Below are 21,740 nucleotides of genomic sequence, written 5' to 3' on the forward strand. Positions count from 1 at the left end.
CCTCTCGTGATCCTGTGTCCGGAGACTATGCTCCTGTCTGGCTCTTCGAAGCCGTGTGGCGACGCGGGGGGAGTCCATTCGATCATTCAAGCCGACGCCGCTTCGCGGCGCGGCTTAATTCAGGCGTTAGGCCGCACAACATGATCACCGCAGACCGAATCCAAAAGCTGCATGACAAGTATCTTGAGCTGATCAGGCTTGAGACGCTGGAGTTTGGCGTAAAGCCAACTGAAGTCCGTCATTTGATCGGCCGCTTAGGCGAATTTCATTGCGCGCTACAAGTTGGTGGCAAGCTCGCACACTTGGCCAATCAACATGGCTTTGATGTTGTTTGTAGCAATGACCGTCGCATCAGCGTAAAGACCACAGCTCAAGTTTCTGGCTTCGTTTCGATCTCTAAATCAACATTGGATAGAGTCGACGACCTGATGGTGGTTCAATTTCTAGATGGCAATATTTCCACCGTTTATTTCGGCCCAGTTGGAGCTGCGGTAGCGATTTCCCGTTTCTACGAGCCGTCTGGTTGCTACGAGCTAGACATAAGCAAGGCTCGTAGACTAACGGCGGCGAGAACTGCGCAGACGGACAGGTAGTGCACCATCCAGTCTGTACTTTGGTCTGAGCACGTGAAGCGCGGCAGGCCACCCGCTACCTTTCGTTGATTCTTTGACGAGAAGACGAAGGAGTAACGAATGACCTGCCATCAACAGGATACCGAGAGCCCGTCTGCTGTGGAACTGATTTGTCCGGTTTCGTCAAACTCCTGCCACGCCTTGGGGACCGACGACTGGTTGGGGATCGTCACCATTCGCATCCACCGTCCCAGCAATCGCAAGGTGTTGACCACGTTGAATGATTGCGACCCGCCGCACACCTGCACGACCGCGAGCGTCCGTCCCTGGGTGGGACGCACGCCACCCTCTTCAAGGGGAAGCCAGTCGATCTAGTTCTTGAAGACGCCTGTGATCGCGCCGTGCCGTTCCGGCGACACCCAGACCTGACCTTCCGACCACTGCGACCAGTGGCGCAACTGCTGCACCTTCGGGTGGTCTTTGCCGACGCTGTCAAGCAGCGGAAGGCCGTGTGGATCAAAGACCCGCGTCTCGGCACCGAGGTGGCGCAGGATGCGCTCGGCCTCCAGGGCCAACTTGCGGCTGTAGGACTGCGGTCTCAAGGAGCCGTACAACAGCAGGATGCGCGGAGGTGGCGCGACTGGGTCCGCGCCAAGCATTTCATGATGGGGACCGGGCAGCAGGTCAGCGGAAATATGGGGGAGCCCCGCGAGCGAGGTGGCTTGATCTTCACATTTAATTTGACTATTCTAGTTTAATGGAAACGAATGAGGCAATCGCTGCCCTGACCGCCCTGGGCCACAGCACCCGGCTGGCCATCTTCCGGTTGCTGGTCGAGGCGGGACCCGGCGGCCGCATGGCTGGGGCCATTGCCCAGTCGTTGGCGGTTCCAGGCGCCACCCTTTCTTTCCACCTGAAGGAACTGGTCCACGCCGGCTTGATCACAGGCGAAAGCCGGGGCCGCAACATCTGTTACCGCGCCGATTTCAACGCGATGAGCGAACTGGTGTCCTACCTCACCCACAATTGCTGCGCCGGCGCGATGGACGACAGTTGTCCCCCGGCTTCAGCGACGACTTGTGGGTGCTGATTCCCCCATGCACCCAAATTTCCGGAAGTCGTTCCATGAAACGTCGTATTCTATTTTTGTGCACCGCCAACTCCGCGCGTAGCATATTGGCAGAAGCAACGCTCCGGGCCTGGGGCGGAGATCGTCTCGAGGTGTTCAGTGCCGGCAGCCGCCCGGCGGGCGTGATCAATCCCCACGCTCTCGCCCAGCTGGAGGCAGAGGGCTTCGACACGGAAGGCCTGCGAAGCAAGTCCTGGGACGAGTTCACGACTGTGGATGCACCACGGATGGACGTGGTGGTGACCGTGTGCGATTCCGCCGCAAACGAGACCTGCCCCATCGTCCTGGGCGATTTCGTGCGTACGCATTGGGGGCTTCCCGATCCCGCCGCGGTGGATGGCGATGCCGGGGCACAACGGGAGGCGTTTCGTCAGGTCCATCACATGGTCAAAGCGCGGCTGCAGGCCCTCCTCAACGTGCCCGCTGCGGCCTGGGACGACCGGCCAACGCTGAAAGTGCAGCTCGACCGCATTGGTTGCGCCCATTCCGGCGAGAGCACGACGGGCGATGTCTGAGGCTGCGCCGGGCATGGGACTGTTCGAACGCTACCTCACCATCTGGGTGGGCCTGTGCATCGTCGCAGGCACTGTCCTGGGTTACGCCATACCGGATGCTTTCGAAGTCCTCGGCCGCACGGAAGTGGCGAAGGTCAATCTCCCGGTCGCGGTTTTGATCTGGATGATGATCATCCCCATGCTGTTGAAAGTGGATTTCAGCGCCATGGGTCAAGTCGGCCGCCATTGGCGCGGCATGGGCGTCACCCTGTTCGTCAACTGGGCTGTAAAGCCGTTTTCCATGGCGCTGCTGGGTTATGTGTTCCTGCGGCATGCCTTCGCCGACTTTCTCCCGCCCGATGAGATCGACTCGTACATGGCGGGCCTGATCCTGCTCGCGGCCGCGCCTTGCACCGCGATGGTTTTCGTATGGAGCAACCTGTGTCGCGGTGATCCGAATTTCACGCTCAGCCAGGTCGCGCTCAACGACGCCATCATGGTGGTGGGTTTCGCACCGCTGGTCGGCCTGTTGTTGGGACTCTCGTCGATTGCAGTGCCTTGGGACACGCTGGCGTTGTCGGTCGGCCTGTACATCATTGTCCCGGTTGCCATAGCGGTCGTTGTGCGTCGCCGGCTGCTTGCACGTGGCGGCCAGGGCAGGCTGGAGCGGGTGCTGAAGGCACGCCTGGGACCCGTCTCGATGGCAGCCCTGCTCGCGACGTTGGTACTGCTTTTCGGTTTCCAGGGAAGGCAGATTGTCAGCCAACCGCTGATTATCCTGATCCTCGCAGTGCCGATTCTCATCCAGGTCTATTTCAATTCCGGCCTGGCCTACCTGCTCAACCGCAGACTGGGTGTTGCGCATTGTGTGGCCGGACCCTCCGCCCTGATCGGTGCAAGCAACTTCTTCGAGCTGGCGGTTGCCACGGCGGTCGCTCTGTTCGGTGTGCAATCAGGCGCAGCACTGGCCACGGTCGTGGGCGTGTTGATCGAGGTGCCGGTGATGCTGTCCGTAGTGGGAATAGTCAACCGCACTCGTCAATGGTACGAACGAACACCCCAGCGTGCGCAAGAACCATGCGCGTGATCGTATCCAGGGGATACGGTCAGGGATCGTCTGTCACCAGCCAGGGTCGGGACTCGCGCCGACATTCGTCAGCGGCGGTCCCCGGAAAACCAGTGCCGACATGCGGAGAGGCGCAGCGGCAGCCGGAGATTCCTGTGTTGTGCCCGGCGAATGCCGAGGAAAAAGAAGGTGGTCGCCGGTGCGACCCATGGATGGACCCCAATCAAGCCCCCGGGCGAAACGGGCGGCGGTGGATCGGGATATGAACGTCCGGTAGCAGCTGCCGGCCCGTGTTCCGACCACGCAGCATCCAGTCATCCTGATGTTCAGGATTTCCTTTCGGCGCGGGTCGCCCGGGGCAGGGAAAGGTTCGGGCCGGATGCGGGCAGCCAGGCAAGTTCCAGTGCTCATCTGCAGCAGCGCCCGGCCGGTCCGGAATCTGCGACCGGAATTGGCCGGGCCGACTCCGGCGCGACTCTCGAGCCGCCGCCAGGCACTCCCCTCGCGGCCGGCTCACACGCCGAGGACGATGTCCTCGGCCTGCAGGGTGTCGAGGCGGATGCGGTTGGCGAACAGCGAGAAGGCGAGCAGGCCGGCGAGGTTGCCGCTGCGTTCGGCCCAGTGCGGCAGGTAGGTCGGTGGCACCAGCCAGCCGGCCTCGAAGAACGGTTCCAGCGCCAGCACGTCGTGCAGCGCCAGCTTGCCGGCGAAGATCCAGCGCAGCAGGTTCAGGCGGCGATGCTTGAGCGCCCAGCGGAAGAAGGTGTGAACCGACAGCAGGCCGTGCAGATAGACGGTGTCCTTGCAGAAGGCGCCGCCGCCGGTGACCGGCACGCCGCGGAACACGCGCATGCTCGACGCGAAGCTGTCGACCTTGCTCTGCCCGGCGTCGCGGAAGAAGCGGTAGACCTCGACGAAGTCGGCGCCCTGGATGGCGCGGTCGATGGCCAGGATGCGCAGCGAGATGCGCTTCATGCGCCGGATGTCGATGCAGCCGGTGATCTGTTCGGCGAACGTGGCCAGTCCTTCCTGGGTGGCGGTGACGCGCGGCGAACTTTGCGCCAGGCTGCGGAAGTGTGGCTGCTCGCGCCCGTTGATCGCCGTCAGCGAATGCACCAGGACCTCGTGTTCGAGCAGCTGGCGGACATCGGCGGCGGAGAAATGACTGCCGGAGCGCAGGCGCACGCGGGTGGCGCCGGCGGCCGCCTTGGCGACCAGTTCCGGATCGAGCTGCACCTGGATGCGGTGGTGGTCGAAGACGGCATCGATGGCCGCCTGCATGCGATCGCGCGCGATCTCGGCGGGAATGACGGCGGCGCTGTCGGCGTCGTCGAGTTCGGCGTCGAGCTCGTCGGCCAGCACGATGAAGTGGCCGGCGGCATCGACGTTGGTCCAGTGGCTGCCGGGCAGCGGTTCGCCGGGCGTGCCGTACAGTCGCGCCGACAGCGAGCCGACGACCGGACTGCCCAGCGATTCGATGATCTCGGCAGCGAGGTGGTAGGCGCCGGCACTGCGGCGCAGGTAGTCGCCGACAGGATGGGTCGCGTCGGCGGCCAGTGCGATGGCATCGAGTTCGCGACGCGTGTCCGACAGGTCGATGCGCGGGTATTCGACGACGGGCAGCGTCGGCGTGGCGTCGTCGGCGCCGGCGAGGAAGGCGTTCTGCACCGAAGCCGGCCAGCTGGCCGCGGAGAGCAGGCGGATCGGCCTGGCGGCGGCAACCAGGCGCGCATCGAGGGCGGCGTAGTGTTCGAGATCGCTCACCGTCGTCCGTGCTTGTCGATGAGGCGATGGTTGAGCGCCCGCGTGAGCTGGCGCTCTTCGGCGCGGCGCAGCAGGGCATCGCGCTGCTGCGCCGCGCGCTCGCGTTCGCTTTCGAGCTTGCGGAAGTGGTCGTAGCGGTCGCGGTCGAGCGCGCCGGATTCCAGCGCGGCCTGGATCGCGCAGCCCGGTTCGGCCTGGTGCTTGCAGTCGCGGAAGCGGCAGTCGGCGGCGAGTTTCTCCAGCTCCGCGGCGAAGCCGTCGTCCTCGACCACTTCCTCGCCGGTCAGCTTCAGTTCGCGCATGCCGGGCGAGTCGATCAGGCAGCCGCCGCTGGGCAGCTTCAGCAGGGAACGCGATGTCGTGGTGTGGCGGCCGCGGCTGTCGTGTTCGCGCACGGCGCTGGTCTTCTGCCGCACCGTGCCCATGAGCGTGTTGGTCAGCGTCGACTTGCCGGCACCGGACGAGCCCAGCAGCACGCCGGTGCGGCCGGGGCCGAGCCGCGCCGTGATCGGGGCGATGGCATCGGCATCCTTGCAGTTGATCGCCAGCACCGGAATGTCCGGATGCGCCGATTCGATCTGCGCGCGCAGTGCGCCGGTGTTTTCGCAGCGGTCGGCCTTGCTGAGCACGATCACCGGCTCGATGCCGGTGCCGGCGATCAGCGCCAGGTAACGCTGCAGGCGGCGCGGGTTGAAATCGCCGTCCAGGCCCATCACGACGACGGCGAGGTCGAGGTTGGTGGCGAGGATCTGCTGCTGGTAGCGCTCGCCGGCGGCGCCGCGCTTGAGCAGGTTGCGCCGCGGCAGCAGGCGGACCAGCGCGGCCGGCGTGTGCGCAGGGTCGATGATCGTCCAGTCGCCGACCGCCGGCCGGGTCGAGACGCCGTGGCTGTCGGCGACCATGCCGCGCGGAGAATGCGCCCGGCGCGATGCCAGTCCGTCATGGACGTCGAAGCCGTTGCGGTGCTGCCCGGTGATGCGGACCAGCTGCTGGCCGGCCTCCAGGTCGGGGAACGGCTGCCCCGGTGGCCAGCCGATCGATCCAAGGTCGTGCGGCGTCGGCATCACCGGCGGTTCATGACGGTCGATGGGGGCACGGGCGGGCCTGGGCACGGAACATGGGTCAAGTGTAAGGCGATCGCCGGCCGGCGGGCAGCCGGGGTCTGGCTTCTATGCTGCGCCGGGTCGATGTCGCGGCCGTGTCGCCGCGGGGAAACGCCGCTAGACTGCGCCGATCCTGTTCCCAGCCACCGCCGACATGCCGCGACCCGTCCGCCCCAGCCGCCGACTCGACCTCGTCACCTACGACATCCGCGGCCCGCTCAGCCGGCGTGCGCGCGAGCTGGAGGCGGAAGGGCGCAACATCCTGCGGCTGAACATCGGCAACCCGGCCGCCTTCGGCTTCCGCGTGCCCGATGTGCTGCGCGAGGCGGTCGAGCGCGGCGTCGCCGACAGCGAGGCCTACTGCCACCAGCAGGGCCTGCCGCAGGCGCGCGCGGCCATCGCCGATCGCGAACGCGCCCGCGGTGCGCAGTCGGTGTCGCCGGAATCGGTGTTCATCGGCAACGGCGTCAGCGAACTGATCGACCTGGGCCTGCGCGCGCTGCTCGATCCGGGCGACGAGGTGCTGGTACCGGCGCCGGACTATCCGTTGTGGAGCGCGGCCGTGCGCCTCAACGATGGCGTGCCGGTGTATTACGACTGCGCGGTGGAAAACGGCTTCCTGCCCGATCCGCAGCGGCTGGAGTCGCGCATCGGTCCGCGCACGCGCGCGCTGGTGCTGATCAATCCGAACAATCCGACCGGTGCCGTTTATCCGCGCGGGCTTCTGGAACAACTGGTCGGGATCGCGCGCCGCCACGACCTGCTGCTGATGGCGGACGAGATCTACGACAACATCCTCTACGACGGCGCGGCGTTCACGCCGCTGGCCGAGCTGGCCGGTGCGACGCCCTGCCTCAGCTTCGGTGGGCTGTCGAAGGTCTTCCGCGCCTGCGGTTACCGGGTCGGCTGGATGAGCGTGTCCGGCAAGCCGGAATCGACGGCGATCCTGCGCGAGCGCCTGGAACTGCTGTCGGCACTGCGCCTGTGCGCCAACGTCGCCGGCCAGTACGCGATCGAGCCGGCACTGGCCGGTGAATCGAGCATCCTGGAACTGACCGCGCCGGGCGGCCGCCTGTACGAGACCCGGCGCATGCTGGTCGACCATTGCGCGCGCAGCGGGCACCTGTCGCTGGTGGCGCCGGCCGGTGCGCTGTATGCATTCCCGCGCATCGAGGTGCCGGGCATCGACGACCACACCTTCGCGCTGGCGCTGCTGGAACAGGAGTCGGTGCTGGTCGTGCCCGGACGCGGATTCAACATCGACCGTCCCGACCACCTGCGCCTGACGCTGTTGCCGGATGCCCCGGTGATGGCCGAAGTGGTTGAACGCATCGAGCGGCAGATCGCACGCATGGCCGGCGACGTGCCGGCGCCGGCGATGGTGGCCTGACGACGATGACCACCTTCCTGGCCCTCGGTGACTCGTACACCATCGGCGAGGGTGTCGATACCGCGCACACCTGGCCGCACCTGCTCGCGCAGGCCTGTGCCTGGGCTGCGCCGGAGGTGATCGCGCGCACCGGCTGGACCGCGGACGAGCTGCTGGTCGCGCTTGACGAGGCATCGCCGACCGGGCCGTTCGACATCGTCAGCGTGCTCGTCGGCGTCAACGACCAGTACCGCGACCGCGAAGTGGCCGAACACCTGCCGTACTTCAACCGCCTGCTGACCCGCGCGGTGGCGCTGGCCGACGGCGATCCGCAGCGCGTGTTCGTGGTGTCGATCCCGGACTGGGGCGCGACGCCGTTCGGCCACAACGATGACCGCGGCCCGCCCGCCATCGCCGGGTCGATCGACGCCTACAACGCCGCACAGGTCGAACTGTGTGCGCTGCGCGCCATCACGCATGTCGACATCACGCCGTTGACGCGGCGGCTCGCCGGCGACGACGCCATGCTGGTGGGCGACCGGCTGCACCCGTCCGCTGCGCAGTACGCGCGCTGGGTCGAGCTGATCGCCGCCGCCATCGCCGCGCTGCGCTGAGGCGCGGCGCGCACGCGCCGGTCGAGGCGCCAAGGACTGTCTGCATACAAGCGGCGCGCGTCCCTGCCAGCGCCTGCGCTGTCCGGATGCGCGGGTATGCGCATCCGGCAGGTCCGCGGTTTCAGTGCGCGGCGACGTCGTCCGGCAACTGCGGGAAACCGTGCTCGCCACGCTTCTCGGAGGCGGCGAACAGGCCGAGGTGGCTGGCGCGTGCGCCCCCCGCCGGCAGCGGCAGCGGTGCTTCGCCGCGGCGGCTGCGCAGGACGTTGCCGAGGGCGACGCGTGCCCTTTCGGACTGGTTCTGCCGTTCGGCGATGTCCGCCATCAGTTCCCAGGCTTCGGCATCGCTGTCCAGCGCCAGCGCATGGCCGACGAATTCCTCGGCCTGGCTGGTTTCGCCCAGCGCCAGGTGCAGGCGCGCCAGCGTCAGGTTCAGGCCAACGCTGTCCTTGTGGCCGCTGAGCCAGGCTTCCGCCTGCTTGAGCCGGCGGGCCGGGCTGGACTGGCGGATGCGGCCGTACTGGCGGATCAGGTCCTCGCTCCACTCCAGCTTGAGTTGCGTCTCGATCAGCGCCGAGGCATCGACATCGGCAAGTTCGACCGCGCGCTGCACGTAGGCGGACACCACGGAGTCGGTGCGCTTCTGGCCCCGCGGCAGCGCTTCCCAGACGCGCGTCAGTTGCGCGCCATCGGAGGCTTCGGCCAGCGCCTGCAGGATGGTGGCCAGTTCCAGCTTGGCGTAGGCCAGCCCGTCGAGCAGCTGGCAGCGGTGCAGTTCCGGCAGCAGCGCCAACGCTTCCTCGGCGCGGCGGCTCTGGCGCAAGGCTTCATGGCGTAGCAGCAATCCGTTCGGCGGCAGCGGCGAGAGCCCCTCCAGCAGCGACAGCGCGTGCGCCGGCTGTTCGTTGGCGAGCGCTTCGCGCGCGCGTTCCAGCTGCACCAGTCGATGGCCCTCGGCATCGTCGTCGAGCGCGGCGAGGTAGGCGTGTGCCTGCGCTTCATTGCCGCGCGTGTGCGCGGCCTGCGCCGCCTCCAGCAGGGCCGGGATGCGGAAGTCGCTGTCCTCGGCGGCGCGCACGAACAGCTTCTCGGCCTTGGCCCACTGTCCTTCGCGCAGGCGCAGTTCCGCCTGGGCAAAGGCGTGCCGCGAGCGCGCGCGACGACGACCGGCGAGCCAGCGCAGCGGCGCGCGCAACAGCCACCATACGAGCCAGATGGCCGCGAACAGCAGCGCCACCAGGCCGACGGCGGTGATCACCGTGGTCTCGATCACGTAGCCGCGGATGCGCAGCTGCACCACGCCCGGGTCCGCGGCCAGCCATTGCCATCCCAGTGCGCCGATCACCAGGACCGCGACGATCACGACGATGCGCAGGAACCATTTCATGCTCACGTCGAGCTCTCCTGTTCGATGCCGGCACGGTCGGCCGGGGGCATTGGATCGGGGGCGGGCAGCAGCACCGCAGGGGCACTGTCGTCCAGGCGCTGGCGCAGGAGGGCGATGTCCGGCGGCGCCGAAGTCCAGTCGATCGCCAGCAGCGGATCCAGCCGCGCCAGCAGCGCCTGCACATCGGTACCTTCGCAGCAGGCGGCGAGTGCGGCGCGGGCGGCGGTGAGGTGCACCTTCACGGCGGCACCGTCATGGCCGAGCGCGGACAGTCGCGCGCGCTGCAGCGCCGATGCGACGCCTTCGCGTCCCGCCGGCATCGCCGCAGCGATCTCGTCTTCCCGGCGGATGCTGATGAGGTTGTCGAAGCGGTCGAACTGGCGATCCCACCAGCCGCGGCCGTCATCGCGGCGCGGTGTCGGCGCCTTCGTTTCGATGATCGCGCCGGCGAACGCTTCGCTGATGCCTTCGATCTCCGCCTGCACGGCATGCCATGGCGGACGCTGCAGGGCTTCCACCTGCCGGCGGGTATCGCCAATGGCGGCGCGCAGGCCGGCGAAGCGCTGTTCGTGGGCCAGTGCCTGTTCCGCCAGGCCCAGTGCGGTGGCGGCACCGTTGCGGTCGTCGGACAGGCGCAGGCGGCTTTCGGCCAGGATCAGCAACTGCCGTGCGTCCTGTTCGCCTGAGCGCTGGCTGGATGCGCCATCGCGCGCGAGATCGGCGATCAATGCTTCGGCGCGCGCGCTGCGGTCGGCGAGGGCGAGCAGGTCTTCCTGCAGCCGCTGGCGCAGCCGCTCGCTTTCGGCGAGCTGGTCGCGCAGCGTGCCTGCCAGTTCGTTGTAGCGCGCGCCGCGGCGTTCGTTTTCGGTGATGCGGGTGTCGAGCGCATCGAGGCGCTGCAACAGGTCGGCCTCGGCGTTTTCCTCGCCACGGGAGGCGATGTGCGCCTGCCACAGCGCGACGCCCGAGGCGGCCAGTGCCAGCACGGACAGGATCAGGGCCGGTCCGCCGCGGCGGGTCGGTGCAGCTCCGGAATCACGGAAGCCCGGGTCACCGCCTGCTTCCAGGGCGGGGATGGCGGGCGTCACGTCGTCGGCCGGGAGGGTGTCGTCGTCGCGATCGCTCATGTGCGTATGCTAACCCGATAATGTGGACGCGGCTCGCGCCATGCGGTCCACTGCCGCCGCGCTCACGCTGGCGCACGAACGGCCGCGGCCCGGGCGTGGACGGCCTCGAGCAGATCCTCCGGCCGCGCCGATGTGGCGGTGGTGACATCGGTGAAACCGGCTTCGCGTGCCTGCGTCGCCAGCCGGCCGCTGGCCACCACCATGGCCGAGCGGGACGCCAGTCGTTGCCGACGCCGCGTATCCAGCTGCGCCAGCAGCGCGTCCAGCAGCGCGCCGCTGCTGGCGACCAGCAGCGGACAGTCGGTGCCGCACAGCCGCGCCAGTTCGCGCCGCGGCAGCGGCTGCGACACGCGTGCATAGACATGCAGCAGCGTGACCTTCGCCCCCCGTTCGCGAAGCGAGGGCGCCAGCAGGCCGCGTCCATCGGGCGCGCCGACGATCACCACGTGGCCCTCCAGTGGTTCGCCCAGTGCCGGCAATGCCAGCAGGCCTTCGCTGTCGTAGCGCTGGTCGGGGACCGTCGGCGCGATGCCGAGGTGCAGCAGTTCCGCGGCCGTACCCGGGCCCGGCGCGAAGACGCGGCCCGCCGCGCCGGCGCGTGCGAGGGAACCCGCCGGCGCGAACAGCGCCAGGCCGGCGCGATCGTCCTGTCGTGCGGCGATCCTCACCGCGGCAGGACTGGTGAACAGCCAGTGGCTGGCATCACCCAGGTCTTCGATCCGCCGCCCGACGTCCGGCGCGGGGCAGGCGACCAGGCGCTGCGGTGCCAGGTTGAAGGCGTCGGCGCCGGCGGCGCGCAAGGCCGCGAGCAACCGGCGCGTGCCGCGATCGCGCGGGCGCACCGTGAAGACCTGCATGCCTGCCAGTGGTTGCCCGTGGTCGCCTGTCGTATCCATTGCCGCGCATTATCGCAGCCGTGCGCGCTTGACCACGACGATGCTGCGCCGCACAGTCGCCGCCTTCGACAACTGGACGGTAGCGCCCATGACCCTGGACGAACTGAAGTCGCACCTGCTGGCCGACATCCCGCTGGCGCGCGCGATGGCGCTGGACCTCGCCGGCTGGGACGGCCGCACCTTCGTGGTGACGGCGCCGCTGGAACCCAACCGCAACGACAAGGGCTGCGCATTCGGCGGCAGCCTGGCCAGCCTGATGACGCTGGCCGGCTGGGGCGCCAGCGTGCTGCGGCTGGGCGAGCGGGCGGAAGGCGCGGAGGTGTACGTGCAGGACAGCCATATCCGTTACCTGGCGCCGGTGTGGCAGGACATCGTCATCCATGCCTTCAGCGACGACGAGGCGCCGGAAGCCTTCGCGGCCGCCTATCTCGACCGCGGTCGCGCCCGCACGCACGTGCAGGCGGAGTGCCGGCTCGTCGACGGCACCGTCGCGGCATCGCTGAGTGCGCGCTTCGTCGCCATCGATCCGAAGCGGCCGCGCCCGGCGTCCTGATCGCGGTCATCGCCACCATCTGCCAGAATCCGGCCCAGTGTCCAAACGGGGGAGAGCGTCCATGTCCAAGATCGTCCGCATCGCCGTCGTCGCGCTGTCGGCGCTGCTGAGCGCCTGTGGCGGCGTCGGCAGCGAGAAGAACAAGATGGAGGAGACGCTGTACCTCTACGCCGGCGCGGTGCGCTGGGGCGAAGTCGAACAGATCATCGCCTTCCACGATCCCAAGGTGCTGGAGGAATCGCCGCCCACGGAGCTGGAACTGGAGCGCTGGCGGCAGCTGCGTGTCACCGGCTACCGCTCTCGCGCGCGCGAACCGCAGCCCGACGGCAGCATCGTCCAGTTCGCGCAGATCGAGTTCATGAACCGGCACACCCTGACCACGTCGTCGCTGGTCGATCGCGAGGTCTGGCGCTACGACGAGGATGCCAAGCGCTGGTGGCTGGTTTCCGGGCTGCCGAACCTCGATACGCGCCAGTAGGCGCTGTCGGCGCCGTGCCCTGCGCCGCTTTTCCAGTGGCGCGGCCGGCGCGCAACCGGGATAATCGCCGGTCTTATGGATCGTTTCCCTGAATTTGTCTCCCAGAACCTGTTTCTGGTGATGGCCTTCGTCGGCCTGACCGTGTTCCTGATCGGCAGCGTGGTGTCGCGTTTCCTGCGTGGTTACAAGGAAGTGACGCCGGCGCAGCTGACCATGCTCATCAACCGCGAGAATGCCCTTGTCGTCGATCTCAGCCCGCTGGCCGATTTCGAAAAGGCGCACATTCCCGGCAGCCGCCACGTCCTGCCCAGCCAGTTCGACCCGGAAAACAAGGAACTGGCCAAGGTCAAGGATCGCCCGGTGGTCGTGGTGTGCCGGAACGGAATGTCCTCCGGCAGTGCCGCGCAGCGACTGGTGAAAGCCGGTTTCACCCGCGCCTATGCGCTGGCCGGTGGCGTCGCGCAGTGGCAGGCGGCCGAGCTGCCGCTGGTGCGCGGCAAGGCCTGAATCGTCGCCGGAGCCCTGCGGTTCCGCGATCGTTGGATCCGGCGACGTGGCCTTGATTACCGCCCCGGCCACGCCCAGATCGAAGGGTGTGGGATAATCCCGCGTCCGCAATCCGGTTTTCACGTTCCTTCAGGAGTTATCCCCGATGTCCAACGACAACCCGGCCGCCAACGGCCAGGCCGAAGCGCAGCAGGCCGCGCAGCTGTCCATCCAGAAGATCTATCTCAAGGATGCCTCGTTCGAGGTGCCCGGCTCGCCGCAGGTGTTCCAGGAGCAGGGCCAGCCTCAGTTCAAGCTTGAGCTGAGCCAGCGCGTGCAGCAGATCGGCGACACCGCCTTCGAGGTCGTGCTGGGCGTCAACCTGACCTGCGAACTGGCCGAGAAGGTCGTGTTCCTGGCCGAGATCAAGCAGGCCGGCATCTTCGTGCTGGAAGGCTTCGACGACGCGACCCGCCAGGCCGTGCTCGGCACCTACTGCCCGCAGGCGCTGTTCCCGTATGCCCGCAGCACGATAAGCGAGCTGGTGCTGGCCGGCGGCTTCCCCCCGTTCGTCCTGCAGCCGATCAACTTCGATCAGCTGTACGCCGAGCAGATGCGTCGCCGCGCCGCCGAAGGGCAGGGCGAAGGCCTGGTCGGCCACGCCTGACGATCACGACATGGCCGCGCAGCGACCGATTGCCGTTCTCGGCGCCGGTTCCTGGGGCACCGCCCTGGCGGCCTTGTTGGCAAGAAACGGTGTCGCGACCCGGTTGTGGGGTCGCGACACTGCACAGATGGCGGCGATGGCCGCCAGCGGACGCAACGCCCGCTACCTGCCGGACCTCGATCTGCCGGCATCGCTCACCTACAGCGATGACCTCGCCGCGGCGGTTGCCGACGCGCGCATCGTCCTGGTCGTCACTCCCAGCCATGCCTTCGGCGACCTGCTCGCGCGCATCGCGCCGATGCTCCCCGCCGACGCCGGCGTGGTCTGGGCGAGCAAGGGTTTCGAGCCCGGCACCGGTCGCTTCCTGCATGAAGTCGCAGCGGAGCTGCTCGGCGACCGCCATGCGCAGGCGGTGCTGACCGGACCGTCGTTCGCCCGCGAAGTGGTGCAGGGCCTGCCGACCGCCGTCACCATCCATTCCCCGGACGCCGCCTTTGCCACCGCGGTGGCGCGCGATTTCCATTCACCGACGTTCCGCGCCTACACCGGTACCGACATGCTCGGCGCTGGCCTCGGCGGCGCGATGAAGAACGTGCTGGCCGTGGCGGTCGGCGTATCCGACGGCATGGGCATGGGGCTGAACGCACGCGCCGGCCTCATCACCCGCGGCCTGGCCGAAGTGCTGCGCCTCAACAGGGCGCTGGGTGGACAGCCGGAAACCATCATGGGCCTGGCCGGACTCGGCGACCTGGTGCTGACGTGCACCGGTGACCTCTCACGCAACCGCCGCCTGGGCCTGGCACTCGGACACGGTGTCCCGCTGGACGAGGCGGTGCGCGAGATCGGCCAGGTCGTTGAAAGCCTGCAGACGGCCGAGGAAGTCATGCGCCTGGCGCGGCGCCACGACGTCGAGCTGCCGATCAGCGCGCTGGTCGAAAAGGCGTTGCGCGGTGAGATCACGCCGACCGAAGGCGTGCGCCTGCTGCTCTCGCGCGAGCAGAAACCCGAATTCCGCTGAGCGGCGCCCCGCTGGGCGGCTGAACGGCTGGTGCGCAATGCGCGCGCCTTGCCGCCCGAACCGGCGCCGGCACCGCTCGGCGAACGATGCCAGCGCGTATTCCGCTCAGTAGCTCAGGCGCGCGCCCACGAAGAGTTTGTTGTAGTCGCCGCTGAGTTCACCTTCACCGACGATGCCCCAGCCGTTGCCGAAGCGGTACTGCGCATACAGCACCGCCGACGTCGTCGAGTCGTCACGCAGCATCGGCGGGAACGCCTGCTCGTTACCGGCCACGGTGACCTTGGGATCGTCCAGGGCGACATGGCGGATCGATGCGCCCGCTTCGAAGCGCGGCGTGAAGGCCGCACGGACGCCCAGCTCGCCACTGAAGCCGTCCGTCGAGTCGATCTTGCCCGAGTCCACCGGTACCAGCGCGACGGTATTGATGCTGAAGTCGGCACTGCCGAGGCGTTCGTAGGCGACGCGGAAGAACAGGTCCGTGTTCGCCGCGACCGGCAGGTTGTAGCCGATGCCGACATTGAAGTGGTCGACGTCGTCGTCCAGGATCGCCAGTGCAGTGCCGCCCGTTGCGGGAACGACGTAGCGGCCTTCAATGGCGGTGCGGTTCCAGCCCAGGAAGACGTGCCAGTTGTCGTTGATTTCACCCGAGCCTCGGATCGCGGCGCCGGTGCCATTGTCGAGCGCACTGTTGTCCGGCGAGACGTGCTGCAGGCCGATGTCGAAATAGGACCAGCTCACGCCCGGGTTGTTGAAGGGCTGCTGCGCGAGGGCGCTGCCGGCGGAAAGGGCAAGGGTGAGGCAAAGGGTGGTGCGCATCATGTTGCGGGTCCTCGACAGTTCAGAACGCGGCCATTGTAGGGAGCGACCCAGCGCTTGCGCGGATCGGCCGGCAGGATTTTTACGCCAGGTTCATTGCCCGCCCGGGAAGCCCAGCTGCCGCCAGGCCTCGTACACCGCGACCGCCACCGAATTGGAAAGATTGAGGCTGCGGTTGCCAGGCACCAGTGGCAGGCGCAGCCGCTGGTCCGGGGGCAGGCCATCGAGGAGGTCCTCGGGCAGGCCACGGGTTTCCGGTCCGAACAGGAAGGCATCGCCGGCGGCGAACCGCGGCTGGTCATGGCGCTGCTGCCCGCGCGTGCTGAAGGCGAACAGGCGCGCCGGCGCGACCTCGTGCAGGAACGCGTCCAGGCTGTCATGGACACGCACCGGGGCGTATTCGTGGTAATCCAGCCCGGCGCGGCGCAGGCGGGCGTCGTCGAGCTCGAAACCCAGCGGCGCGACCAGGTGCAGGCGCGAGCCGGTGTTGGCGCACAGACGGATCACGTTGCCGGTATTGGGTGGAATCTCCGGCTGGAACAGGACGACGTCGAACATGCGTGGCGGTGGTCCGTGAAAGGTCGAAGCCGCGCTGACTGAACGTTGCCCGGCGGCGGCCATTGTATCCGGCAGGTTTCATCCGTCTGTTGCGTATGGGAGGCATGGCAGAACGCATCCGCGCCCTGCGATACCATCGATCCACGACTCCCAGAGGACAGTTCATGAACATCAGGTCGCCGCTTCGCCTCCTTCCCCTGGCCGCCGTCGTGGCGGCAGGCCCCGTGTTCGCGGAGCAGGCGCCGCGGGCGCAATGGGAAGCGCTTCGCCCGGAACTGCAGGTCAAGGCGTTCGCCGCGGAGCGCTGGACCCAGGCTGCCGCCACGTCGATCAACGCCGACGCGCGGATCGAACTGCTGCGCCTGCCCGAGGAGCGCATCGAAGCGGTCAAACGCGCCAATGCCGCGCCCGGCATCAAGCGCCTGCGCATCGGCGTCGAGCGTGACCTGGGCAGCGAAGTCGCCACCGGCAGTGCGTCTGCCCTGGTGTGGCGACCGGTCGCCGGTGGCTGGCAGGCCAGCGTCGAGGTGGAAGCGCCGGGCGCGGCGGCCCTGCGCGTGGCGGTCGACGTGGCCGGCCTGCCCGATGGCGCCTGGTTGCGATCCGAAGGCGACTTCGCCGGCCAGCAGGACGGCGCCGACGTCGAGCGCATGCGCGACCAGCGGGATGCGCAGGGTCGTTTCTGGACATCGACCACGACCGGCGAGCGCCAGCGCATAGAGTGGTTCGTGCCGGCCAGCACCGACGGCCTGCCGCCATCCGGCGCATCGATCGCGGGCGTGTCGCACCTGATCGTCGATCCGCACCGGGCCGGCTTCGAACTGAAGGCGCTGGGTGATTCCGGCTCCTGCAATATCGACGTGGTCTGCCGCACGAACTCGCTGGGCAATCTCTTCGTCGCCGCCAAGAACGCGGTTGCACGCATGGTCTTCCAGGATGGTGGCAGCTACACCTGCACCGGCACGCTGCTCAACGACCTCGACAACAGCACGCAGCGCAAGTGGTTCTACAGCGCCCACCACTGCATCGACTCGCAGGCGGTGGCGAGCACGCTGGAAACCTACTGGCAGTACGAAACGCCGACCTGCAACGTCGACAACAGTGGCCAGAACATCCGCGTCACCGGCGGTGCCGACTACCGGCACTCTTCCTCGAGCACCGACGCGCTGCTGCTGGAACTGCGCGGCAACCTGCCTGCCAATGCGGCGTTCGCCGGCTGGGACGCCGGTCCCCTGAGCGCCAATGACCCGGTGACGGCCATCCACCATCCCAGCGGCGACATCAAGAAAGTGACTTTCGGCCGTTACCTGCGCACGCAGGAGAACACTTCCGTCGGCGGCCAGCTGGTCACCTCGGCCTGGCGCACGACCTGGACGGAAGGCACCACCGAGGGCGGCAGCAGCGGTTCCGGTCTGTTCACCCGTGACAACGCCAGCTACTACCTGCGTGGCGGCCTGATCGGCGGCGCCGCTACCTGCGGGAATTCCGGTGGCTCTGAAGGATCCGGCAACTACGACTACTACTCGCGCCTGGACCGCGTGTATCCGTCCATCCAGCAGTTCATCGGCAGCACCGGCGGCGGTGGCGGCAACAACGGCGCCACGCGCGACTACACCGGCCAGTGGTACAACGCCAACCAGGCCCGCCGCGGCCTCAGCCTGTTCCGCCTGGACGGTGGCGGCCTGTTCTCGCTGTGGTTCCGCTATGACAGCCAGAACCGGGCGCAGTGGTACCAGCTGGAAGACATCTGGACCGGGCAGGACCGCCTCGGCGGCCGCGTCGCGCGCTTCACGCAGAATTCCGGCACGCCGACGTTCACCGGCACCTACACGCTGGTCTTCAACTCGGCGACCACCGCGACCTTCACCTACACCAACGTCGATGGCGACAGCGGCACCGTCACGCTGACCAAGGGCACGCCCTGATCGCGCGGCGGCCGGACGCCGTCACCACGGTGTCCGGCTGCCGTCATGGCCGAGCAGGCTGGCCTGGTCTTCCGGACCGGCCTGCTCGAACTGCCCGATCATTCCCGCCACCGACTCGCTGGCGTCCAGCGGTGCGCCTTCGCCACCCATGTCGGTGCGTACCCAGCCGGGACGCAGCGCGAAACACAGCACGCCCCGCGGATTGAGCGCCTGCGCGAGCAGCCGCGTCCACATGTTCAGCGCCGCCTTCGATGCGTTGTAACTGGGTGAGTTGAAGCCCTCGACGCCGCTGATGGAGCCGAGTCCCGAACTGATGTTGGCGATGCGCGCGCTTTCACCCTTCGCCAGCAGGTCGGTACAGGCCTGCGCCAGCAGCACCGGACCGATGGCGTTGGTCTGGTAGCTGCGCGCCATGGCGTCCGCATCGAGTTGGCCGTAGCGTTCGCCGCGAACCAGGATGCCGGCGTTGTTGATGAGCCGGTCGAGCCGGTCCGTGAGCAGCGCCAGCTCGTTGCGCAAGGCCTGGATGCTGGCCGGACGGCTGACATCCAGCGGCAGCAGTTTCAGCTTCGACGGCTGCTCCGCGGCGAGGTGGTTCAGTGTGAGCGCCTGGCCGGGCTGGCGGCAGGCGGCGTATACGGTGGCGCCGCGTGCGAGGTACTGGCGCGTGAACTCCAGGCCCAGGCCGCGATTGGCGCCGGTGACGAGTACCTGCATGACGGACTCCCGGCAGTGGCCCCTGCAGTCTAGCTGCAGGCGGCCTGTCCGCCGGCGTAGTGCGGCGCCGCCGCGACGGGGCGGCTATCCTTTCCGGTCCGCCTCCATGAGATGCAGACCCTCCCAATGCGAACATTGATCCTGTTTGGCGCCATGGTCGCCAGCCTCGCCCGGGCCGACACGGCCATCGACATTCCCTACCAGACCTTCAGCCTCGACAACGGGCTGCGCGTCGTCGTGCATACCGACCGCAAGGCACCGGTCGTCGCCATCAACATCTGGTACCACGTCGGTTCCAAGGACGAGCAGCCGGGCCGCACCGGCTTCGCGCACCTGTTCGAGCACCTGATGTTCCAGGGCACGGAAAACTACAACGACGAGTTCTTCAAGCCGTTCGAAATGGTCGGCGCTACCGACATGAACGGCACGACCAGCTTCGACCGCACCAACTACTTCGCCAACGTGCCGACCACGGCGTTGGACCTCGGCCTGTGGATGGCGTCCGAGCAGATGGGTCATTTCCTCGGCAGCGTCGACCAGGCGCGGCTGGACGAACAGCGCTCGGTGGTGCAGAACGAGAAGCGCCAGAGCGAGAACCAGCCCTACGGCATGGTGTGGCAGCACCTGTTGTCCTCGCTGTTCCCGGCCGGGCACCGCTATGCGCACCTGCCCATCGGTTCGATGGCCGACCTGGATGCGGCGACGCTGGATGACGTGCGCTGGTGGTTCCGTTCCTGGTATGGGCCGAACAACGCCGTCCTGGTGCTGGCCGGGGACATCGACCTGGAAACCGCGCGCACCAAGGTCACGCGCTATTTCGGCGACATTCCCGCCGGCCCGACGATGGCGCAGCCACCGGTCGACGTGCCGGCGCGCAAGGCCTCGACGCGCGCGACGCTGCCCGACCGCGTCGCCCAGACGCGCCTGTACCGCGCCTGGGTGACACCCCAGTTCGGCAGTCGCGATGAGACCCATCTCAAGCTGATCGGCGAGATCCTCGGCGGCAGTGCCGCCTCGCGCCTGGACCGCCGCCTCGTCCACCAGGAAAAGCTGGTCGACATGGTTTCGGCATTCTCTGGCGCCGACCAGCTGGCGGGGACTTTCATCATCGTCGCCGACATCAAGCGCGGCGTGGATCCGGCGCGCGTGGAAGCGGCAATCGACGAGGAGATCGAACGCCTGCGCCGGCGCGGGCCGGATCGCGCGGAACTGGATCGCGCACGCACCAGCATTCGCGCCACCTTCGTGCGCGCGATCGAGCATGTCGGCGGTTTCTCCGGCAAGGCCGACGTGCTGGCGCAGTGCACCGTGCTGACCGGCGATCCCGGCTGCTTCCGGCAGGCGCTGGCGCGGGTCCAGGGCGCGAGCAGTCGCGACCTGCGCAATGCGGCGCGCCAGTGGCTGGCTGCTGGCAGCCACACCGTTCTGGTCGAGCCCGGCGAACGTCCGGCGCAGGCCGAGGACGTCGTCAGTGGCGATCCGGGCGAACTGCCGGAGGTGGCTGCCGCCGATCCGCGCTATCGCACCGTCGCCAGCGACGTCGACCGCAGTGCCGGCCCGCCGAAGGTAGAGGTATTCCCCGACCTGGCATTCCCGACCCTGCAGCGCAGCCGCCTCGACAACGGGCTGGCCGTGGTGCTCGCGCGCCGCGAAGGCCTGCCGCTGGTGCAGATGAGCCTGGAAATCGAAGGCGGCTACAGCGCCGATGCCGGACGCAAGCCGGGGACCGCCAGCTTCACCATGAACATGCTGCCGGAAAGCGCCGGCGGTCGATCCGCCCTGGAACTGGCAGCCGCGGCGGAAAGCCTCGGTGCGCGAATCGGCAGCGGTGCTTCGCTCGACGCCGGCAACATCAGCCTGTCGGTGCTGCACGAAAACCTGGCGCCGGCGCTGACCCTCTATGCCGACGTGATCCGGCGCCCGGGCTTTTTCGTCACCGACATCGAGCGCGTGCGCGCGCAGTGGCTCGCCGGCATCGCCCAGGAAAAGACCCAGCCGGGCAGCCTGGCGATGCGCCTGTTGCCACCGTTGCTGTACGGGCGCGACCACCCCTACGGCATCCCGTTCACCGGCAGCGGCGACGAGGCGTCCATCGTCGCGCTGCAGCAGGATGACCTGATCGCGTTCCACCGCGACTGGGTGCGCCCGGACAACGCCACGCTGATCGTGGTCGGGGATATCGCAATGGACGAACTGCTGCCGCTGCTGGAGAAGCACCTGGGGGACTGGAAGGCGCCGGAAACGCCGCGGCCGCTGCTGCATCGAGGCACGGTGCCGCGACCGTCGGCGGCGCGCGTGTTCCTCGTGGACCAGCCCGGCGCGGTGCAGGCGAACATCCTCGTCGGCCAGGTGGTGCCGTCCACGGCCGATCCCTCGTCGCTGGCGTTCGACATCGGCAACGGCGTCATCGGCGGCACCTTCACCTCGCGCCTGAACATGAACCTGCGCGAGGACAAGGCCTGGTCCTACGGCGTCAGCACCGGCGCCAGCAATGCGCTCGGGCAGCGGCCCTGGATCGGCTATGCGCCGGTGCAGATCGACCGCACCGCCGAGGCCATCACCGAGATCCGTCGCGAGATCGCCGAGTTCACCGGCACCCGTCCACCTTCAAGCGGCGAAATCGCACACATCCGCACCAACCGCGTGCACCGGCTGCCGGGATCCTTCGAGACCGGCACCGCCGTTCTCGGCGCCATTGCCGCCATCGTTCGCTATGGGCGCCCGGACGACTACGTCACCTCGCTGCGCCGGCAGATCCTCGACACCAGCGACGACCAGGTCAGGGCCGCCATGTCGGTGATCGACGCGGAGGCGTTGACCTGGGTGGTCGTCGGCGACCTGGCCACCATCGAGGCGCCGGTCCGCGCCCTGGAACTGGGCGAGGTCACGGTGCTGGATGCCGACGGCCGGCCGAAAACCGCCACCGCGGAATGAGGGCCGGGCGGTTCCGGGGACGGCCCCGGAACCGCCATCGCCGTCACGGTCCGTCCCGCCGCGACTC

At 68.1% G+C, this 21,740-nt stretch carries 21 protein-coding genes and 1 pseudogene; 13 read left to right on the top strand and 9 right to left on the bottom strand.

The features are described from left to right. A partial coding sequence (locus tag EDC25_RS11925; protein WP_425599499.1) for a DUF6998 domain-containing protein occupies window positions 1–593 on the top strand: 593 nt, incomplete at its 5' end. 146 nt (window positions 594–739) lie between these two features. On the opposite strand, the pseudogene EDC25_RS11930 reads toward EDC25_RS11925, so the two are convergent. After that, window positions 740–1,231 (bottom strand): annotated as a pseudogene (locus EDC25_RS11930) (NAD(P)H-dependent oxidoreductase); the annotation flags it as partial. A 98-nt stretch (window positions 1,232–1,329) separates the two neighbouring features. Between EDC25_RS11930 and EDC25_RS11935 the strand changes: the two are divergent. The 3 genes from EDC25_RS11935 to arsB are packed head-to-tail and all read left to right on the top strand — an operon-like array spanning window position 1,330 to window position 3,282. After that, on the top strand, window positions 1,330–1,662 hold the full coding sequence (locus EDC25_RS11935; protein ID WP_123522991.1) for an ArsR/SmtB family transcription factor: 333 nt from the start codon (window positions 1,330–1,332) through the stop codon (window positions 1,660–1,662). Window positions 1,663–1,697: 35 nt separating this feature from the next. Continuing rightward, window positions 1,698–2,216: an arsenate reductase ArsC gene (locus tag EDC25_RS11940; RefSeq protein ID WP_123522990.1), complete on the top strand. Its 519-nt coding sequence runs from the start codon at window positions 1,698–1,700 to the stop codon at window positions 2,214–2,216. Between the two features lie 13 nt (window positions 2,217–2,229). Continuing rightward, complete coding sequence (arsB, locus tag EDC25_RS11945; RefSeq protein ID WP_123522993.1) at window positions 2,230–3,282, top strand: ACR3 family arsenite efflux transporter; 1,053 nt, start codon at window positions 2,230–2,232, stop codon at window positions 3,280–3,282. Between the two features lie 492 nt (window positions 3,283–3,774). On the opposite strand, the gene EDC25_RS11950 is transcribed toward arsB, so the two are convergent. Together EDC25_RS11950 and rsgA are read right to left on the bottom strand one after the other, a co-directional pair. Beyond that, window positions 3,775–5,025: a peptidase MATCAP family protein gene (locus tag EDC25_RS11950; protein WP_123522989.1), complete on the bottom strand. Its 1,251-nt coding sequence runs from the start codon at window positions 5,023–5,025 to the stop codon at window positions 3,775–3,777. Next, a complete protein-coding gene (gene rsgA, locus EDC25_RS11955) occupies window positions 5,022–6,089 on the bottom strand; it encodes a ribosome small subunit-dependent GTPase A (RefSeq protein WP_123522988.1) in 1,068 nt (355 codons plus the stop codon). The genes EDC25_RS11950 and rsgA overlap by 4 nt, the downstream gene beginning before the upstream one ends. A gap of 193 nt (window positions 6,090–6,282) precedes the next feature. On the opposite strand from rsgA, the gene EDC25_RS11960 reads away from it, so the two are divergent. Both EDC25_RS11960 and EDC25_RS11965 read left to right on the top strand, forming a co-directional pair. Then, window positions 6,283–7,518, top strand: a complete 1,236-nt coding sequence (locus EDC25_RS11960; protein WP_123522987.1) for an aminotransferase class I/II-fold pyridoxal phosphate-dependent enzyme — start codon at window positions 6,283–6,285, stop codon at window positions 7,516–7,518. A 5-nt stretch (window positions 7,519–7,523) separates the two neighbouring features. Next, on the top strand, window positions 7,524–8,111 hold the full coding sequence (locus EDC25_RS11965) for an SGNH/GDSL hydrolase family protein (RefSeq protein ID WP_123522986.1): 588 nt from the start codon (window positions 7,524–7,526) through the stop codon (window positions 8,109–8,111). A gap of 121 nt (window positions 8,112–8,232) precedes the next feature. On the opposite strand, the gene EDC25_RS11970 is transcribed toward EDC25_RS11965, so the two are convergent. From EDC25_RS11970 to EDC25_RS11980, 3 genes are all read right to left on the bottom strand, one after another. Then, complete coding sequence (locus tag EDC25_RS11970; protein WP_123522985.1) at window positions 8,233–9,498, bottom strand: heme biosynthesis HemY N-terminal domain-containing protein; 1,266 nt, start codon at window positions 9,496–9,498, stop codon at window positions 8,233–8,235. A 2-nt stretch (window positions 9,499–9,500) separates the two neighbouring features. Further along, window positions 9,501–10,625, bottom strand: coding sequence for a coiled-coil domain-containing protein (locus EDC25_RS11975; protein WP_123522984.1), 1,125 nt, complete (start codon window positions 10,623–10,625; stop codon window positions 9,501–9,503). 62 nt (window positions 10,626–10,687) lie between these two features. Continuing rightward, window positions 10,688–11,521: a uroporphyrinogen-III synthase gene (locus tag EDC25_RS11980; RefSeq protein ID WP_123522983.1), complete on the bottom strand. Its 834-nt coding sequence runs from the start codon at window positions 11,519–11,521 to the stop codon at window positions 10,688–10,690. A gap of 40 nt (window positions 11,522–11,561) precedes the next feature. Here EDC25_RS11980 and EDC25_RS11985 point away from each other — a divergent pair, with 40 nt between their 5' ends. The 5 genes from EDC25_RS11985 to EDC25_RS12005 all read left to right on the top strand — a co-directional run bounded on the left by EDC25_RS11985 (window position 11,562) and on the right by EDC25_RS12005 (window position 14,723). Next, window positions 11,562–12,074, top strand: coding sequence for a YiiD C-terminal domain-containing protein (locus tag EDC25_RS11985; protein ID WP_240639727.1), 513 nt, complete (start codon window positions 11,562–11,564; stop codon window positions 12,072–12,074). A gap of 61 nt (window positions 12,075–12,135) precedes the next feature. Beyond that, window positions 12,136–12,552 carry a hypothetical protein gene (locus EDC25_RS11990; RefSeq protein ID WP_123522982.1) on the top strand — a complete coding sequence of 139 codons (417 nt, stop codon included), beginning with the start codon at window positions 12,136–12,138 and terminating at the stop codon, window positions 12,550–12,552. Window positions 12,553–12,627: 75 nt separating this feature from the next. Continuing rightward, entirely contained in the window at window positions 12,628–13,059 is a 432-nt protein-coding gene (locus EDC25_RS11995; RefSeq protein ID WP_123522981.1) for a rhodanese-like domain-containing protein, read from the top strand. 145 nt (window positions 13,060–13,204) lie between these two features. Next, a complete protein-coding gene (gene secB, locus EDC25_RS12000) occupies window positions 13,205–13,705 on the top strand; it encodes a protein-export chaperone SecB (RefSeq protein WP_123522980.1) in 501 nt (166 codons plus the stop codon). Window positions 13,706–13,715: 10 nt separating this feature from the next. After that, window positions 13,716–14,723 carry an NAD(P)H-dependent glycerol-3-phosphate dehydrogenase gene (locus EDC25_RS12005; RefSeq protein WP_123522979.1) on the top strand — a complete coding sequence of 336 codons (1,008 nt, stop codon included), beginning with the start codon at window positions 13,716–13,718 and terminating at the stop codon, window positions 14,721–14,723. A 105-nt stretch (window positions 14,724–14,828) separates the two neighbouring features. Here the strand turns inward: EDC25_RS12005 and EDC25_RS12010 are convergent, their stop codons facing one another. Together EDC25_RS12010 and trmL are read right to left on the bottom strand one after the other, a co-directional pair. After that, window positions 14,829–15,542, bottom strand: coding sequence for an outer membrane beta-barrel protein (locus EDC25_RS12010; RefSeq protein ID WP_123522978.1), 714 nt, complete (start codon window positions 15,540–15,542; stop codon window positions 14,829–14,831). A 90-nt stretch (window positions 15,543–15,632) separates the two neighbouring features. After that, a complete protein-coding gene (gene trmL / locus EDC25_RS12015) occupies window positions 15,633–16,097 on the bottom strand; it encodes a tRNA (uridine(34)/cytosine(34)/5-carboxymethylaminomethyluridine(34)-2'-O)-methyltransferase TrmL (RefSeq protein WP_123522977.1) in 465 nt (154 codons plus the stop codon). A 164-nt stretch (window positions 16,098–16,261) separates the two neighbouring features. Here trmL and EDC25_RS12020 point away from each other — a divergent pair, with 164 nt between their 5' ends. Then, window positions 16,262–18,022, top strand: coding sequence for a hypothetical protein (locus EDC25_RS12020; RefSeq protein ID WP_123522976.1), 1,761 nt, complete (start codon window positions 16,262–16,264; stop codon window positions 18,020–18,022). Window positions 18,023–18,043: 21 nt separating this feature from the next. Here EDC25_RS12020 and EDC25_RS12025 read toward each other — a convergent pair whose 3' ends face one another. Next, on the bottom strand, window positions 18,044–18,739 hold the full coding sequence (locus EDC25_RS12025; protein WP_123522975.1) for an SDR family oxidoreductase: 696 nt from the start codon (window positions 18,737–18,739) through the stop codon (window positions 18,044–18,046). 126 nt (window positions 18,740–18,865) lie between these two features. On the opposite strand from EDC25_RS12025, the gene EDC25_RS12030 reads away from it, so the two are divergent. After that, a complete protein-coding gene (locus tag EDC25_RS12030; RefSeq protein ID WP_240639726.1) occupies window positions 18,866–21,673 on the top strand; it encodes a M16 family metallopeptidase in 2,808 nt (935 codons plus the stop codon). Window positions 21,674–21,740: the final 67 nt, after the last annotated feature.

This window comes from Pseudofulvimonas gallinarii, assembly GCF_004343305.1.
In the GTDB taxonomy this organism is placed as follows: domain Bacteria; phylum Pseudomonadota; class Gammaproteobacteria; order Xanthomonadales; family UBA2363; genus Pseudofulvimonas; species Pseudofulvimonas gallinarii.

Coding starts and splice junctions, on each gene's coding strand:
- EDC25_RS11935 (WP_123522991.1), top strand. CDS start 1,330: ATGGAAACGAATGAGGCAATCGCTGCCCTGACCGCCCTGGGCCACAGC.
- EDC25_RS11940 (WP_123522990.1), top strand. CDS start 1,698: ATGAAACGTCGTATTCTATTTTTGTGCACCGCCAACTCCGCGCGTAGC.
- arsB (WP_123522993.1), top strand. CDS start 2,230: ATGGGACTGTTCGAACGCTACCTCACCATCTGGGTGGGCCTGTGCATC.
- rsgA (WP_123522988.1), bottom strand. CDS start 6,089: ATGCCGACGCCGCACGACCTTGGATCGATCGGCTGGCCACCGGGGCAG.
- EDC25_RS11960 (WP_123522987.1), top strand. CDS start 6,283: ATGCCGCGACCCGTCCGCCCCAGCCGCCGACTCGACCTCGTCACCTAC.
- EDC25_RS11965 (WP_123522986.1), top strand. CDS start 7,524: ATGACCACCTTCCTGGCCCTCGGTGACTCGTACACCATCGGCGAGGGT.
- EDC25_RS11970 (WP_123522985.1), bottom strand. CDS start 9,498: ATGAAATGGTTCCTGCGCATCGTCGTGATCGTCGCGGTCCTGGTGATC.
- EDC25_RS11975 (WP_123522984.1), bottom strand. CDS start 10,625: ATGAGCGATCGCGACGACGACACCCTCCCGGCCGACGACGTGACGCCC.
- EDC25_RS11980 (WP_123522983.1), bottom strand. CDS start 11,521: ATGGATACGACAGGCGACCACGGGCAACCACTGGCAGGCATGCAGGTC.
- EDC25_RS11985 (WP_240639727.1), top strand. CDS start 11,562: ATGCTGCGCCGCACAGTCGCCGCCTTCGACAACTGGACGGTAGCGCCC.
- EDC25_RS11990 (WP_123522982.1), top strand. CDS start 12,136: ATGTCCAAGATCGTCCGCATCGCCGTCGTCGCGCTGTCGGCGCTGCTG.
- EDC25_RS11995 (WP_123522981.1), top strand. CDS start 12,628: ATGGATCGTTTCCCTGAATTTGTCTCCCAGAACCTGTTTCTGGTGATG.
- secB (WP_123522980.1), top strand. CDS start 13,205: ATGTCCAACGACAACCCGGCCGCCAACGGCCAGGCCGAAGCGCAGCAG.
- EDC25_RS12005 (WP_123522979.1), top strand. CDS start 13,716: ATGGCCGCGCAGCGACCGATTGCCGTTCTCGGCGCCGGTTCCTGGGGC.
- EDC25_RS12010 (WP_123522978.1), bottom strand. CDS start 15,542: ATGATGCGCACCACCCTTTGCCTCACCCTTGCCCTTTCCGCCGGCAGC.
- trmL (WP_123522977.1), bottom strand. CDS start 16,097: ATGTTCGACGTCGTCCTGTTCCAGCCGGAGATTCCACCCAATACCGGC.
- EDC25_RS12020 (WP_123522976.1), top strand. CDS start 16,262: ATGAACATCAGGTCGCCGCTTCGCCTCCTTCCCCTGGCCGCCGTCGTG.
- EDC25_RS12025 (WP_123522975.1), bottom strand. CDS start 18,739: ATGCAGGTACTCGTCACCGGCGCCAATCGCGGCCTGGGCCTGGAGTTC.
- EDC25_RS12030 (WP_240639726.1), top strand. CDS start 18,866: ATGCGAACATTGATCCTGTTTGGCGCCATGGTCGCCAGCCTCGCCCGG.